Annotated in this window: 13 protein-coding genes and 2 pseudogenes; 7 read left to right on the top strand and 8 right to left on the bottom strand. The window is 60.8% G+C overall.

The features are described 5' to 3' along the window. Positions 1–14 precede the first annotated feature (14 nt). The 7 genes from CV770_RS31735 to CV770_RS31705 form a co-directional block, all read right to left on the bottom strand. On the bottom strand, positions 15–809 hold the full coding sequence (locus CV770_RS31735; protein ID WP_161500044.1) for a transporter substrate-binding domain-containing protein: 795 nt from the start codon (positions 807–809) through the stop codon (positions 15–17). A 123-nt stretch (positions 810–932) separates the two neighbouring features. Then, positions 933–1,682, bottom strand: coding sequence for an amino acid ABC transporter ATP-binding protein (locus CV770_RS31730; RefSeq protein ID WP_104465161.1), 750 nt, complete (start codon positions 1,680–1,682; stop codon positions 933–935). Positions 1,683–1,702: 20 nt separating this feature from the next. Further along, on the bottom strand, positions 1,703–2,719 hold the full coding sequence (locus CV770_RS31725; RefSeq protein WP_104465160.1) for a glutamate cyclase domain-containing protein: 1,017 nt from the start codon (positions 2,717–2,719) through the stop codon (positions 1,703–1,705). After that, the gene (locus CV770_RS31720) at positions 2,716–4,032 is read right to left on the bottom strand and encodes an aminotransferase class I/II-fold pyridoxal phosphate-dependent enzyme (RefSeq protein ID WP_245453912.1); all 1,317 of its coding nucleotides are present in this window, start codon (positions 4,030–4,032) and stop codon (positions 2,716–2,718) included. Before CV770_RS31720 ends, CV770_RS31725 begins: the two co-directional genes overlap by 4 nt. Positions 4,033–4,240: 208 nt before the next feature. Then, positions 4,241–5,209, bottom strand: coding sequence for a glutamate cyclase domain-containing protein (locus CV770_RS31715; RefSeq protein ID WP_161500043.1), 969 nt, complete (start codon positions 5,207–5,209; stop codon positions 4,241–4,243). 102 nt (positions 5,210–5,311) lie between these two features. Further along, positions 5,312–6,817, bottom strand: coding sequence for an aldehyde dehydrogenase family protein (locus CV770_RS31710; RefSeq protein WP_245453911.1), 1,506 nt, complete (start codon positions 6,815–6,817; stop codon positions 5,312–5,314). A gap of 23 nt (positions 6,818–6,840) precedes the next feature. Then, complete coding sequence (locus CV770_RS31705; RefSeq protein ID WP_245453910.1) at positions 6,841–7,731, bottom strand: NAD(P)-dependent oxidoreductase; 891 nt, start codon at positions 7,729–7,731, stop codon at positions 6,841–6,843. A 192-nt stretch (positions 7,732–7,923) separates the two neighbouring features. Here CV770_RS31705 and CV770_RS31700 point away from each other — a divergent pair, with 192 nt between their 5' ends. The 7 genes and pseudogenes from CV770_RS31700 (at position 7,924) to CV770_RS31655 (ending at position 14,323) form a co-directional block, all read left to right on the top strand. Then, the gene (locus CV770_RS31700) at positions 7,924–8,841 is read left to right on the top strand and encodes a LysR family transcriptional regulator (protein WP_104465170.1); all 918 of its coding nucleotides are present in this window, start codon (positions 7,924–7,926) and stop codon (positions 8,839–8,841) included. A gap of 130 nt (positions 8,842–8,971) precedes the next feature. Continuing rightward, on the top strand, positions 8,972–9,814 hold the full coding sequence (locus CV770_RS31695) for a transporter substrate-binding domain-containing protein (RefSeq protein ID WP_245453909.1): 843 nt from the start codon (positions 8,972–8,974) through the stop codon (positions 9,812–9,814). A gap of 25 nt (positions 9,815–9,839) precedes the next feature. Further along, complete coding sequence (locus CV770_RS31690) at positions 9,840–10,505, top strand: amino acid ABC transporter permease (protein WP_104465155.1); 666 nt, start codon at positions 9,840–9,842, stop codon at positions 10,503–10,505. Continuing rightward, positions 10,502–11,152 carry an amino acid ABC transporter permease gene (locus CV770_RS31685; protein WP_104465154.1) on the top strand — a complete coding sequence of 217 codons (651 nt, stop codon included), beginning with the start codon at positions 10,502–10,504 and terminating at the stop codon, positions 11,150–11,152. Before CV770_RS31690 ends, CV770_RS31685 begins: the two co-directional genes overlap by 4 nt. A 7-nt stretch (positions 11,153–11,159) precedes the next feature. Continuing rightward, positions 11,160–11,966 carry an amino acid ABC transporter ATP-binding protein gene (locus CV770_RS31680; protein ID WP_104465153.1) on the top strand — a complete coding sequence of 269 codons (807 nt, stop codon included), beginning with the start codon at positions 11,160–11,162 and terminating at the stop codon, positions 11,964–11,966. 276 nt (positions 11,967–12,242) lie between these two features. Beyond that, positions 12,243–12,967: pseudogene (locus CV770_RS42235) on the top strand (IS5 family transposase). Between the two features lie 855 nt (positions 12,968–13,822). After that, a complete protein-coding gene (locus CV770_RS31655; RefSeq protein WP_104465148.1) occupies positions 13,823–14,323 on the top strand; it encodes a hypothetical protein in 501 nt (166 codons plus the stop codon). A gap of 408 nt (positions 14,324–14,731) precedes the next feature. On the opposite strand, the pseudogene CV770_RS43525 reads toward CV770_RS31655, so the two are convergent. After that, positions 14,732–14,950, bottom strand: a pseudogene (locus CV770_RS43525) (IS110 family transposase); the annotation flags it as partial.

The following is a 14,950-nucleotide window of genomic DNA, read 5'->3' as shown; positions in this document are numbered from 1 at the left end:
TGGGACGCTACAGCTCACGATTTGCATTCCATGGGGTCGACGCCTGCATAGTCGGGCTTGACTTTCGGCCCCGGGACGACATTGCGGTACTTTGCGACCATCGTCGGGTCTTTCACTTCTTCGGCGAAGGCTGTGTAGAACGCGTCTTCTTCGCGCATCTTGGCGATCACTGCATTGATCCAGGCGAGCGTGGCCGCGTTGCCCTTCTTGACGCCGATCCCCTGGATCGCTGGCGATGCAAGCTCGCCAACGACTTTGAAGTTCTTGTTGTTCTGCACGAAGTTGTAGTCGTAGACGTCGATGTAGGCGAAGGCGTCAGCACGTCCCTGGACCAGCATCGTGGAGGAATCGGCCGGACTTTGGGCCGTGATCAGGTTCGCCTTTGAATGGCACTTCTGCAACCAGGTCTGATAGGTGCTCCCAGTCGGCGTCACGACGGTGCGACCGGCGAGATCGGCGTAGTTGTTGATAGGAGAATCCTTCTTCACAACAAGCTGGAGATTGCTCAGCCAGATCGGATCCGAGAAGTCGATTTGCTCAGCGCGCGCCGGGGTTCGGGCAAGTGAGGCGAGCACGAGATCGACCTTGCCGGACTGCAGGAACGGAATACGATTGCTGTCGTTCACACATTGGGTCTGGAGACCGGCTTCGGTGCCGAATGCAAATTCGGCGATGCGCTTGACGAGCCCATACTCAAAGCCGGCCGGCTTTCCATCGAGCCCGACATAGCCGGCAGGCGGATACTGGCAATTGATGCCGATCGTCAGCACCTTAGGCGTGGCCAGGTCCGTGGGCAGCGGCACGTCCACCTTCGACTGCGCTACGGCCGGCAATGCCATTATCGAGAATGACAGGCCCGCGATCGCGGCTAGGCACTTCAGCATGTTCATCGTCCCACTCTCCTTTTGAATCCTTGGTATGCCTAAGAAAGGTCAGACGTCGGTGTGCGACAAGAACTGGCGCGTGCGATCGTGACCTGGTCGATCGAGGACGTCCGCCGGATGTCCTTTCTCAATGACCACGCCGTCGGCCATGAACGCGAGTGTGTCGCCGACCTCCCGCGCGAAGCCCATTTCATGCGTCACAACGAGCATGGTCATGCCGGAGCGCGCGAGATCCTTCATGACATTCAAGACCTCGCGCACGAGCTGAGGATCGAGCGCCGACGTGACCTCATCGAACAACATCACGTGGGGACGCATCATGAGAGCTCGGGCGATCGCAACACGCTGTTGCTGGCCTCCCGAAAGCTGGTCGGGATAGCTGCCGGCCTTGTCCGCCAAACCAACCTTCGCGAGCAGCTCCTTGGCGCGCGCTTCTGCTTCCCCATTCGGTTCTTTCAAGACGCGGCGCGGAACCAAGGTGAGGTTTTTCAGGACAGTAAGGTGCGGAAACAGGCTGTAGTGCTGGAACACCATCCCCACGCGCTGACGGACCTTGTTCACGTCCTGCTTGCCGGAGAGCAAGTCCTCGCCCTCCAGCACGATCTCACCGCCGGTAACCGGTTGAAGCATGTTGACAGTTCGCAGGAGCGAGCTTTTGCCACTGCCGCTCGGGCCAATGATGACGACGACCTCGCCTTGACGGACCGAGAGATTGACGCCCTTCAGAACCTCGTTTGATCCGTACGAAACGCGAATGTCGCGCAGGTCGAGGAAGGGTGCGGCCGGTCCGGTTGACATTGGGCGCCCTCTCTCTGGGTTCAGCGAAACGCCGGTCGAACAACCGCGGAGATCAGGTCGCTCATCGCGACATGCGTCTGCAGAGGAATCCCATCGACGTCGGCGTCGACGACGTTTCCGACCGAGTTAATCAAGCCGATGTCGACACCGCGGCGAAGCAGATGTTCTTCCATTTTGGGCGCATGGAGGAGGTCAGGCCTCTTCAGGCGTACTGCAAGCGCCCCTAAGATGGCGTAGCAACCCCAGTTCGAGCAGGCCGCAGTGACCAGCACGTCGGTGCCGGTCACCGCTCCGATGCCAGCACCGCCCTCCGGGCGCGCATCGCCGAACTTCACATGGTGCCGCACCGCGTCGGCGACGACCCCCATGCCTATCTCGTTCCCCCCGTCGCCCACGCAGACGCTCGGAATCCCACGAACGAGCGCCTCGTCGAACAAGTAGTCAATCCGGGCCCGCCCCATGCCGTAGTCAATGCCGCGCATCGAGCAATAGATGCCGTCGGCGTTACGGCCGACCCGCTCCGTCGAGAAGACCAGGGCCGGCTTCAGTTCATCGAGCAAGGCGGCGGAGGCGGCCTTCGCCTCAGAGTCCGTGACGGGAAAGGAGCGTGTGCTGGCGACCGCGAGGCTTCCATCGTTGCTCGCAATCCGCGCCTGCTCGTAAGGGAGCACCGCCAAGCCGGCACTGGTAAGAATCTTGGCGGTGCCGTCCAGCAGGGTCTCCTCCGCGACAACGACGCAGGTCGTCCGCTTGGATAGGGCAAGCGCGCGCATGATCGCGGCTGCGCCCGCTGGCCCGTCATTCTCGCCAATGGTTGGCGAAATCCAGGCCCGCGAGACGGAGCCCGTCGTCACCACGACTGTCGCACCCACGGGGACAGCGGCGAGCATTTCGGCGGCCGCGCCGCACAGGGCGCCGCCTTGCCGCGCGCGAGCCGCCTCGTAAAGATGCTCGACACCGCGGCCACCGAGATCGAGATTGACCAGCCGATCGAGCCGGTCATCCATGCCGGCGAAGGTCGCATTGGTGGCGTTCATGCCTGATCTCCCAGAATGAGCCGCGAGATCGTGGTAACTTCGTCGATCCGCGCGGCCAGGTAATCGAGTGCAGCGTCGACGGCGGCGACCACCGCGTCCTGGCCTCCGACATGCCCGATCGCATCGTGGGTCGGTTTCAGGCGCAGTGACACGCGTGCCCCGGGCTGGCCATGCGTGTTGACCGTGAGTATCCCAGCGTCGCGCAGGAGGACCATTCCGAGTGCAGAGGAGACTTCGCAGGGGACGAGCCCAAAGTTTTCTGCGGAACGGCCAGAGCGCCGCAGGACAAGCGCGAGCACGTCCTGCTCGTCGACCATAGGTCCAAGATCGCTGACGGACACGATGTCGCGGCCGAGCTTCTCGGCAAGCGCTACCGCGAGCGCCTGTCCGGACCGTGCTTCCTCCCGCAGATCCTCGGGTCGAAAGCTCTGGAGGGACCGCATGGCGCCTGCGGCGATCGGCGCGCGGGCCTCCATTCCGAATTCAGCACCTTTCGCCGACGCAGCCGTGACGAGATTGGCGCGGCCGGCAAGCACGCCGGCCCGCGGTCCGGCGAGACCCGCCTTGTCGCAATTGGTGATTGCAAGGTCGGCCCCGAGGGCGAGGCCAGGCTTGCCGCCGTGGAGCACGGGACGCAGCCGGGCGCCATAGGCATCGTCCACGAGCACGATGCCGCCGGCCGCATGGCTGGCCTCGGCGACGGCGGAGGTTATGGCATCATCGAGCAGTTCGAGAGCGCTTGTCACGGTGGTGACGACAACGAACTGGGGCTTTGCGTTGGCCAGTGCCGCCCGCCAGTCGCGGTCGCCTCCGATTTCGACGAGCTCAACTCTCGCGATGGCGCAGCCTCGGATCACCGACGCGTGCGACCGTCCGCCAGGGGGGACGACTGAAACGACCGAGCTGCCGCCAGCAAGAGCAGCGATGGTGGCAATGATACCCGCGCTGGTGCGGTTGAATACGGCGACACCATCCTCGCTCTTACCTCCGAGGTGAGCAATCGCCACTTCGCGGAGATCATTGGCAAAGAGGCCGGGTCCGACCCATTCCTCGCACAGTGTCGCGAGATCTTCTGCTTTGAGCGGAAAATCTCGCTGATTTCCCGTGAACACACCGATGGAATGCGGGCCGAGCTTGCGGACACGATTGGCAGCTACGGCCTGTCCCTGCCGAAGGCGGCGGGCTTCGTCGACACTGGATCGGATGATGCTGCCGCGCGCAAACCCGACAATGGGGTCGATCGGATTGCCGAAGCGATCTGTGGGCTTCGGGGAGTGCATTTTCGACTCCGTGGTAGCGGCTGTCGTCATCATCTTTTCCTAGAACCAGTGTGACTTGGCGATGCGGGCACAACCAAGGAGCCAAGGTGACCGGCGACGCACGATGAAATGGGCGTTCTCGTCAGAAGCATTCGGCGAAAGCGCCTTGCCGCGCGAATACGCCAGGCGAGGCATTCTCGGTGCTTCAAACCCGGTACGAGACCGATGAAGTCGGGCCCAATAGTGGGGTCGTAGCTCGACGTCACGGCGTTACCTCGCGAGATCGCTGACGCGACGTTGAATCCGGACCAAGCTCGCTTAACGAACTTGCAACGATGCTCTGGAGCAGACTGACAAAGCCCCGATGACCTCTCTCAGGGACACCATCAACGAGAGGTTCGGTGCTTGCCGTCGCGCCATCACGAGCTCCCGCGCTAACGCAGGCTCTGATTAGCTCCCCTTCCAGGGTATCGTTGTGTAGCAGGTCGGGACTGCCAAGTCCGACAGCAAGTCCGGCGCAAACGGCGTACGCGCCCCAGTTCGATATAGCAGCGCTGACGATCACGTCTGTCTCGACTGCCGTGACCACGAAGCTGTTAGGATGGAGCGCGGCAAGAAAGGTCCGCACCGCGCCGAAGCCGACCTCGTTACCTCCGTCGCCAATTCCTATCGTCAAACGTCTTGCTGTGTGTCCGGCCTCTGCGAGCAGATGAAGATGCGCCATCGTGCCTACAGGGCGGCGATCGCCGCGGACGCCGTGGAAATGACCATCGCGGTTGGGGCCATCGAGCTCGACGAAGACGATCGCCGATGGTTGGTATCGCGCGAGCAGCGCTTCGACGGCCTTGGGTCCATGTTTGGAATGAGGTGGAATAGTCTCCACATTGATCGGCCTTGCCGTAGAGGATCCAACGAGCGCGGCGCAGGCCTCCACTGGCCTAGAATGAGCCTCCTCCGAGACAATTGTGACCTGGGCGCCAAGACCGAGGGCCATCGCCCGTGCAAGAACTGCAGCGCCTGGCGGTCCGTCGGTTTCTCCCTGCGGGAGCTTGGGCGGAACGCCGGCGCCCGTCGCCACGATGACGTTGTCTCCATAGGCGACGCGTGACATGAGGGCCCTGGCTGCCAACGTGGACAATGGCTCGCCGTGATGACGACGGCAAATCTCGTACATCGGAACGACGAGACCTGGCGGGAGCCCGCCCGAGAGAGGACGCGATTCGATCGTCATCAGACGATCGAACCGCTCACCCGCCATGGCCAGAAGAGGGTCCGGACCCGTGGAGTGTTCGGTTGGGAGCATAACCATGGAGACCTCTTCTTATCTCTCGGCTCACACGGTGGCGGTCACGCTCTTGCGATAGGTGTAGCTTTCGAGCGCTCCTTCGATCGAATATTCGGCGCCGATCCCGCTCTGTTTGGCCCCACCATAGGACATGCCCGGGATCTGACCGCCAGCACGGTTGATCTGGAGCCAACCTGTATCGATTCGCTCCGCGGCGCGCAGGGCGGTGGTGATGTCGTTCGTGAAGATGTAGGCGGCGAGACCGTAATGGGTGTCGTTCGCCCAGCCGATCATCTCGTCTTCGTTCGTCCAGGGGATCGCAACCAGGACAGGCCCGAAGACCTCCTCGCGCACAACACGCCAGCTATTGTCGACACCCGTCAGCACGACGGGGCCCGGCATGAAGCCGTCGGTGTCGTTAGCGGGAGCCGGGACCTGGCCGATCTCGACCTTCGCACCACGATCAACGGCCTCGCGGATGAAGGCGCAAACCTCTCCGTAGCGCTCGGCGTTGATGATCGCGCCGATGTCGGAGGCCTCGTCGAGCGCGTCGCCGACCTTCATGGCCTTCAGCTTCTCGACCACCTTTGCAACCACGGGCCCGAACACGTCCCGGTGGATGAAGAGCCGCGAGCCCGCCGTGCAGGACTGCCCCTGACGTGCGAAGCGCATGGCGTTGATCACGTTTGTCGCGCACGTGTCGAGTTGCTCGGGCGTCGCCGCATCGGGATAAACGATGCAGGGGCTCTTGCCGCCGAGTTCAAGGGTGACCTTCGCAATGCGGTCGGCGGCGGCATGCGCCACGAGCTTTCCGACCTCGACCGAGCCTGTGAATGAGATCTTCGACACGTCGGGATGGTTCGAAAGCGGTGCACCAGCCTCGATGCCCGTTCCGGTGACGACGTTGAAGACGCCGGCTGGGAAGATGTCGGCTGCAAGTTCCGCGACCTTAATGACCGCAAGCGGCGCCTCCTCGGCAGGCTTCAGAACCAGCGTGTTGCCAGTGCCGAGTGCCATGCCGATCTTCACGGCAGCTAGGACGAGGGGCGAATTCCAGGGAATGATTGCGCCGACGACGCCAAGCGGCTCTAGCGTCGTGTAGCTGAATATCCCCGGGCCGAGCGGCAACGTCTCGCCCTTCTGCTCGGATACCACACCGCCGTAATAGCGCAGGACCTCGGCAGTGCTCGCGACCTCGGATCGGCTTTGCGTTCGTAGCGCGTTACCCGTTTCGGCCGCCAGGACCTTGGCGATCTCTTCGGCATGCGCCGATACGCGATTGCCGAGTTCGGTCAGAAGCGCGCCGCGGGCTCGAGCTGCCATGCGGCGCCACGTCGGAAAAGCCGCCTTAGCCGCCGCGACTGCGGCATCGACGTCATGCTTGTCTGCAGCCCCGACCATGGCGACGATGTCGCGTCGGCAGGGATTCTCAACGGCCATCGTGCGGCCTGAGACGGGCTTGATCCACTTTCCGCCGATGAAGTTGCCCATTAGCCCGGAGCGGGGCAACGTCAGTTCGGAATCGTAGCTGGTGGTGGCGAGTTGCGCTCTCATTTGTTCGTTCCTGGTCTTCGAAATCATGCTGCGGGCTGACGGAGATTGACCTTGAGCAGTCGCTCGTAGACCTCCGTGACGCTGGTGGAATCCTTTCCGCCGAGACCGTCCGCGCGGGCGGTATTGTAGATCTGGCGAACGAGCTGCCCGAGATACATCGGTGATGCTGTGAACTCGTCGAGCGCGAGCGAGATATCCTTGTGCATCAGGTCGAGCGCGAAGAAGGCGGGCCGCTCCTGCGTGAAGAGCGTCTTGCCGAGCCAATCCAGCATCTTGCTCCCGGCGAGACCCCCACCGAGAACCTCGAGCAGCACATCGAGCTTTGCGCCGGAATTCACGCTGGCGGCCAGCACCTCGCCAAGCGCCACGGTGTTGATCGCGGTCAACAGGTTGTGGCTCAACTTCATGAGTTGGCCGGAACCGGCCGGGCCGCAGTGAATGATCTTGCCGGCAAGCGTCTCAAGCACGGGGCGCGTTGCATCCAGCACAGCCTGGTCGCCCCCGATCATGATCAGGAGCTTGCCGTTTTCGGCGCCGGCGACGCCGCCGCTGACGGGTGCATCGAGATAGTCGATACCGGCTTTGTCGCAGATCGCAGCGACCGCCTTGGTGGTGGCTGGGTCGACCGTACTGAAATCGACTACGGTCGCGCCCTTCTTCGCGGCGGCGAGGATCCCGTCCTCACCGGTCACTGCCGCCTTCAAGGCCGCTGGAGAAGGGAGGCTCGCCAGAATGAAATCGGCGCCGGCAGCCGCGGTCTTGGGGCTTGCGGCAGCCTCCACGCCAGCCGCGGCAAGCTTGGCGACGGCCGCCGTGTTGGGATCGAAGGCCCGTACCTTATGCCCGGCTTCGGCAAGCCGACGCGCCATATGTGAACCCATGCGGCCAACACCCAAGAAGGCGATCGTCGGCATCGATAAATCCTCGCGATATTGGCCAATAGGCCGGTCAGAACTCGGCGATCGCGGCCTCATCTTCGCAATGATCGCGATCACAGGGGTGATGCCGACGCTTTTAGGTCCGGTTCGACGAGCCCCGGAAGACCAGTCCGATTGACGCGAGGCGAAAGAAATTCTTACTCTATGGTTCTTTGGAGATATGCGAGTTTGGCACTCAGTCTTTCACGACTACGTCTGTTTCATGAGCTTTCCGAGCTCGGTACGATCTCGGCGGTGGCACGAGCGCTCGGCCAAACACGGCCGGCCGTGTCTCAACAGTTGGCGCTGCTCGAACGCGAGGCGGGAGCGGTACTTTTCGAGCGTTCGGCAGGAGGGCTGCGTCTAACCACCAAAGGGCAGCAACTCCTGGATCGCGTCACGCCACTGCTGCAACTGGCAGACCGCATCGAGGCCGAACTCGACGATAAAGACGGGCCTCCTGCGGGCGAACTACGACTTGCCGCATTCGGGAGTGTCGCGACCAGCATCGTTCCAAGAGCTTTGGGCTATCTCCACAAGACACACCCCCTTATCGATGCCAGCTTCGTCGAACTCGAGCCGACCGAGGGTCTCAAGGCAACCGTCGCCAAGCAGGTCGATATCGCAATTGTCGACGATTATACCGATGCAAATGCGTACCAGCAGGCCCTCGAATTCCATCCTCTCTATGTCGATGCCCTGAATGCGGTCCTTTCGTCAGACCACCGCTTCGCGAAGGCCGACTTGAAAAGGATAGAACTCAAGGATCTCTCGAATGAGAAGTGGGCGATCAACCAAACCGCGGTCGCCTATCAGCAGAACTTGACGAACGCATGCCTGGCCGCCGGGTTCGAAATGAAGATCGGCTGCAGTGCTCGCAATATTTCTGCCACTCTTGAGATGGTACGCACCGGGCAGTTCGTAACGGTACTGCCGGGTCTGGCGGTGCAGCCCCTGGACAAGGATCCCGACTTTCTCGTTCTTCCCATTGCGCCTGCCCTACATAGACACATATTCAGCGCCGTTCCGAAGGGTACGTCCCGTCGCCCTGTCGTTGCCGCAGCATTGGCAGCCTTGGAGCGAGCGGCACTGAATTGCCGCCTCTAAAACGTTGGCAGCGTAACTATTTCTAACGTTCTCCGTCAGGAGCCGTGTTCTTTCGCTGCGGCTGGTCGAGCGCTAGTCGTTGAGCGAACGTCATGTCTTCTATCTTTCGAATAACCAATGGAGCATGGAAATGCGAAGCTATGGACGGCGGTTCGTCACGGGTCTGGTTGCGGCATTCTGCGGGATCGCGCTGGCGTCCGGCGCGAGCCACGCTCAGGAAAAATCCAGGCTGGATGAAATCTTGGCGCGGGGCAAGCTGGTCGTCGGCGTGTCGAGCGAGTCACCTCCCTTCGGTTTCGTCGACGAGAAGGGCGAGTTGGTCGGATTCGATATCGACGTTGCCCGGCTGATCGCCAAGGCGACCTTCGGTGACCCCAACAAAGTCGAGTTCATTCGCCAGAGTGCAGCCCAGCGCTGGCCTAACGCCCAGAACGGCACGATCGACTTTGGCGCGCAGACGACCACCATCTACGCCGACCGCGCGCAGCGGGTCGCGTTCACTCGCAACTATATCGATGGCGGCATCGTTCTCATCGTCCGCAAGGATGCGCCCTTCAAGACGCTCGACGATCTGAACAAGCCGAACGTAACTATCGCCAATTTGACCACGCCGACCCAAGAGGAGCGCGCCAAACGCCTCTTCCCGCAGGCCAAGCTCCAGACCTTTGACGGCATCGCCTCGCAATTCAACTCTGTGAAGCTTGGCCGAGCCCAGGCCGCTCAGCTCGACGCTCCCGTCGCCGCCTGGTATGTCAAGTCCAACCCGGACATGCGCGTGATGGAAGCTCGCCTGACGGATGTCGTCAACACCGGCCTCTTCATGAAGCCAGGCGACTTGAGGCTCTGGCAGTACCTCGACCTCGTCGTGTCCGAGATGACCGGCGGCTATCTCTTCGCCGAGTACAGCGCGATCTACGAGAAGTGGTTCGGCGAAAAGCCGAAGAATGCGAAGTGGTATCTCAACAACAACTGATCGACTGCGACAGAGAGGGCGGGTGATGGATTGGTCACAGTTTGGCAACTTCGCCGCCCGCTACCTTCCGCAACTCTGGAACGGGATGCTCGTTACCATCGCTGTTGCGGCGCTCGCGGCGCCGACGGCTCTCGCAATGGGTGTGCTTCTCACGGTGCCACGCGTCGCCGGCTGGCGGCTGCTCAGCGCTCTCGTGCGAGCCTATGTCGAGGTGATGAGGAATACGCCGCTCCTAGTCCAGATGTACCTCCTCTTCTTCGGCCTGCCGCTCGTGGGAATCTTCTGGGACGAGATCACCTGCGGCGTCCTCGCCGTCGCACTTCAGCACGCGGCCTTCTTGTCTGAGCTCTTTCGCAGCGGCATCGCGGCCGTTGGCACCAAGCAGTGGGAGGCGGGACAGGCGATCGGCATGCGTCGCTGGGCGATTTTTCGCCAGATCGTTCTTCCGCAGGCCGTTATCAAGGTCATGGCACCCGTCTCGAACCAACTGATCGTCCTTGTGAAGGATACATCTCTCGTATCGGCGATTGGTGTGCTCGACCTAACGCTATCGGGCAAGGTCATCATCGAGAGATCAGGGGCATCCTTCGAAGTCTTCATCCTCGTTGCAGCGCTCTATCTGATCCTGACTTCCGTCATCGGCGTCGGGTTTCGGATCAGCGAGGTACGCTTCGCGCGGAGGCTCGTATGAGCATATCCGTCCTTCTCCCAAATCTGCACTACCTGTTGCAGGGTGCACTGGTGACGCTTTGGCTTGCCTTCGTCGTCGTCATAGCCGGCACGCTTCTTGGCGCGGTCGTTGGAACGATCGCGAGCGGCGGCGGGCCGATCCTCCGGGCGATCGTCACGTCCTACGTCTTCGTGTTTCGTGGCATTCCGGTATTGGTCGTGATGTTTCTCGGCTTCTACACTTTCCCGGCACTTGGAATCCGTCTCAGCGCCTATGCCGCGGTTATGATATCGATGATCGTCTATGTCGGCGCCTTTGTCACCGAGGCCGTGCGCGGCGCCATCGCAGCGGTGCCGACCGGCCAGGTCGCAGCAGCCAAAAGCCTCGGCATGCGGCGGCTGACGATGCTGCGTGAGGTCGTCCTCCCTCAGGCGGCCCGTCTCGCGATTGCGCCGATCCTCAACATCTCGCTTATGGCAATCAAGCAGACCTCTTACGCCTCGGTCGTCGGAGCCTGGGAACTCTCCTTTGCGGCTCGCGAGGTCGTGGAGAGAACGCTCGCGGCTTTCCAAATCTTCCTGGGTGTCATGCTGATCTACTTTTTGATCTGCTATCCCATTTCACTGCTCGCGAACTATTGCGAGCGGAAACTCTCCTTCGATCACTGAGGGTGCCATGACCATCTCCGCCGGATCGCCCATCATCGTATCAGTGAACGGCCTCGTGAAATCCTTCGGTGCGCATCGCGTCCTGAACGGCGTTTCGTTCGATGTCCGGCGCGGCGAGGTCGTAGTCGTTCTGGGCCCGAGCGGCTCGGGCAAGTCCACTATGCTGCGCTGCGTTAACTTCCTTGAGACATTCGAGGACGGCACCATCACGGTGGATGGCGCACCGGTCGGCTACAGGAGCAACAGCGAAGGCCGTCGCCGCATGCTCGATGAGAAGGCGGTTGCGAGGAACCGTGAGCATGTCGGCATGGTCTTTCAAAGCTTCAATCTGTTCCCGCATCGGACCGTCCTTCAGAACGTCAAGATGGGGCCTGTGTCAGTCCAACGCCGAGACAAGACCGAGGCGAGAAAGCAGGCGCTGGAGTTACTCGAGAAGGTCGGCTTGGCCGACAAGGCCGACCAATATCCCGCCCGTCTCTCCGGCGGCCAGCAGCAGCGCGTGGCAATCGCCCGCGCCCTCGCGATGCGCCCGGCTGTCATGCTCTTTGACGAGGCGACGTCGGCCCTCGACCCCGAGCTCGTTGGCGAAGTGCTCCGCGTCATGCGCGAATTGGCTGACGAAGGCATGACGATGATCGTGGTCACGCATGAAATGGGCTTTGCCCGTGATGTTGCCGATCGCGTTATCTTTATGGACGGCGGCGTAATCGTGGAGCACGGCGCGCCGCACGACATCATGGCGAGCCCTCAAACTGAAAGGTTTCGATCGTTTCTGGGAACTGATCGACCCACAAGCAGATCTCAAGACACGTAACGATCATCCTTTTCGAGAACTCCCGGTGCCGTCGAACAGGCCCAAGCCACCCTGCGCCGACGACTAAGAAATCCGCACTGCTACTCGCTGCAACATTCGGACACACGTGCCGCTCTCATGCAGTTCGGTGTACTTCGGCGGCTACAGCGATCAGGTCAACTGCGGGCCATGAACGAAAACTCTATGTGAACACGATAGTGGATTGCGACCAAGCCTCTCTTCGATAGAGCCTAACTGCCGGACCGAAAATCAAACTCCAGATCGATAGGGCGAATCATGCGCTACGAACTCACCGACGATGAATGGCCCATCATAAAGGAGATGCTGCCCAACAAGCCACGTGGTTTTCCTCGGGTGAACGACCGTCGTGTCCTCAACGGTATTTTCTGAATCCTGAGATCGGGAGCGCCTTGGCGGGATCTACCGGAGGCGTTCGGCCCATATACCACTTGCTATAACCACTTCGTTCGCTGGCGGAGGGCTGGTGTCTGGAGCCGTATCATGGACGCTCTTGCCGCTGCCCACGATGCGGCCGTCCAGATGATCGATACCTCCATTGTCCGCGTGCATCAGCATGGTGCGTGCATCTAAGGAATCAGCGGCAGTCGATGGGACGGTCGAGGGGCGGGCTGACAAGCAAGATTCATGCGCTCGTGACGCCATTGAGGGTAAGATGAATGGCGCGAATGGCCGCAGCACCTCGTCTGAAGTCCGGATCCATGCTCCTTGCCGACCGCGGCTACGACGCCGATTGGATCAGAGAGCTGGCGATGAAGAAAGGCGCATGGGCCAACATCCCGCCAAAAAGCAATCGCAGTGATCCGATCTGCTTCAGCCCTTATGTCTACCGCGCCCGCAACCAGATCGAGTGGTTCTTCAATCGGATCAAGCAATGCCGTCGGGTGGCGACACGTTACGACAAGCTTGCCGTCAATTACCTCGCCTTCGTCCAGCTCGCGTCAATCAGGCTATGGTTGCGCGTTAATGAGTCCGCGCCCTAGTTGACGTGAGCACCCGACCAGGTGCCGCAGATCTGGGGCGTTGCGTTTTGACGAACGGCCGCCATTCAAACTCCCAAGCTGGGAAGTGGGAATCATGTGGAATTTGGTGCCATCAAGCGCATTCGCGTCACAGTCAACTACCGACTTAGGCAGTTGATCGAAACGACAAACGTAGGACAAATTCAGTGCCGAGGAATGCGTTTCTGCGTTTCGCTGAACACCTTCATATCTCGTAGTTTCAAACGCGGGATCGAGGCAGGCGGCTGGACCGGATAAGCCGAGCTGCTAGGCATTCCAGATCTATGCCATGGCTTGAGGAGGAAACGCAATTTGCCGGCGAGAGCTGCCGTGTATTGACCCGTCATGTCGTTCGACCGAAGCATTTCGTTCTCGGGTTGACTAGGCGAACGGAGCCTGATGCTCCTGCAGTTCCATCGCGCTGTCGAAGACATGGGAATATGGAGTGCGAGCAGCGACGGCTATTCGTTCGTGATCAGCTTCCAGAGCCCGACTGGTCATGACTCTCGCGGAAGGTTGGGCTACGTCGCCTCATGGCGCCCGCTTGACCAGAGCCGTGGCTCGATCAGGATTTTTGGCTCGCCGTTCCAAAGCTTCGCTGACGCCGAGAGTGCGTGCAACAGTATGCTGAATAACCTCCGAGACCTAAACTGATTTTCCACTCGCTGAAAACTTGGAGCCCCGCCAAATGCCGCAGTCGCTCCGAGCGTCGCCCAGGATACTCGATCGAATGTTACCGCTCACTCCTTATGTAAAGATGTTGGCGCACATGCTGGGAGCCGATGCAGACCCAGTCCATCTTTAGGAAGCGGCATTCGGGGTGATGAGTGGTGCACAATGAGCAGTAAACAGCTTGAAAATGAGTACGACCGCGAGGAAGCGGAAGCGATTGCCGCGGCCCTTGACCTCACGCCCGATGAATTAAATGAGATCGAGTATGCGATACACGAGATCGCCAACGACGACGGGCTAGTTTACGCGTACGGCGTAGAGGTCAAAAAAGGCGCTCCGCAGTACATCCTCGACAAGCTTGCGCCGCTGCCCAGGCGAGGCAACTTAGTGCTGATCCATCTGCCCGGATACGCGTACGACGCAGATCAAGAGCAAGTGGAAATAGAGATGGCGAGGACAACAGTTTACAAAGTAAAGCTCTACAGCATCGCCGCGGATGAAGTGGTTATCTCTCGGCGCATGGCCACCCACAAGGGAGCGGCCAAGATGGGAGGGTGGACGATTGGAGGTACGGGCCGTGTAGTTGACGTAGCCGACCTAGAACCCGGAGAGGAATGGACAGCTCGCGACTTTGATCCCACAGGATATGGTGGTGCTCAGGACTGAACATCCGCCTATCCGAAATATATGATTGGTAGTTCCAAGCTCGGCGCAAGGAGGCGACACACGCATCGGTGTGGTTCGCTCGTCATCAAGGGCAATCAAGATGTTCAGTATTCATCAGTACAGATCGCTGTCGTCTGGCCGCGCGTTGCTTTCGTTGACCTTGCCCCCATATGTGGAACGGCCCGCGAGGCAAGAGCTTTTTCAGTCGATTTCACACATTGGGACGGTGCGGTCATATGTCCGGCCTTTGTGCGCGGCACAATATCAACGAGGAGCCAAATCAAGTTTACGCGCTTGAGCGCATTGGGAGCAGTAGCTTCACTCGTTTCGGGATTTCGTCCCAAGGGTTCATCGCCTGTTGTTGCACTTGTCCTCTGCCGGCCTGCGCCGGTCAGATCTTTTTGGCGGTCACTGCGTCACCGCGGTAGCCGCCAATGGGTCGGGACGCCGATAAATTCCGACCTTGTTCAAGAGCGCGCAGATGATCCGAGCAGTCTTATTGGCCTGCGCGACGGCGGCAACCTTGAAAGGCCGTCTGGCGAGAAGGGCCTTCAGCCACGGCCGCGCCCAAGCGTCGTTTCGGACGACCCGCAAGACGGCCGTTGCCCCGACAACGAGGAGAGAGCG

It is taken from the genome of Bradyrhizobium sp. AC87j1 (assembly GCF_002936975.1).
In the GTDB taxonomy this organism is placed as follows: domain Bacteria; phylum Pseudomonadota; class Alphaproteobacteria; order Rhizobiales; family Xanthobacteraceae; genus Bradyrhizobium; species Bradyrhizobium shewense.
This window is presented reverse-complemented; position numbering and strand designations above follow the sequence as displayed.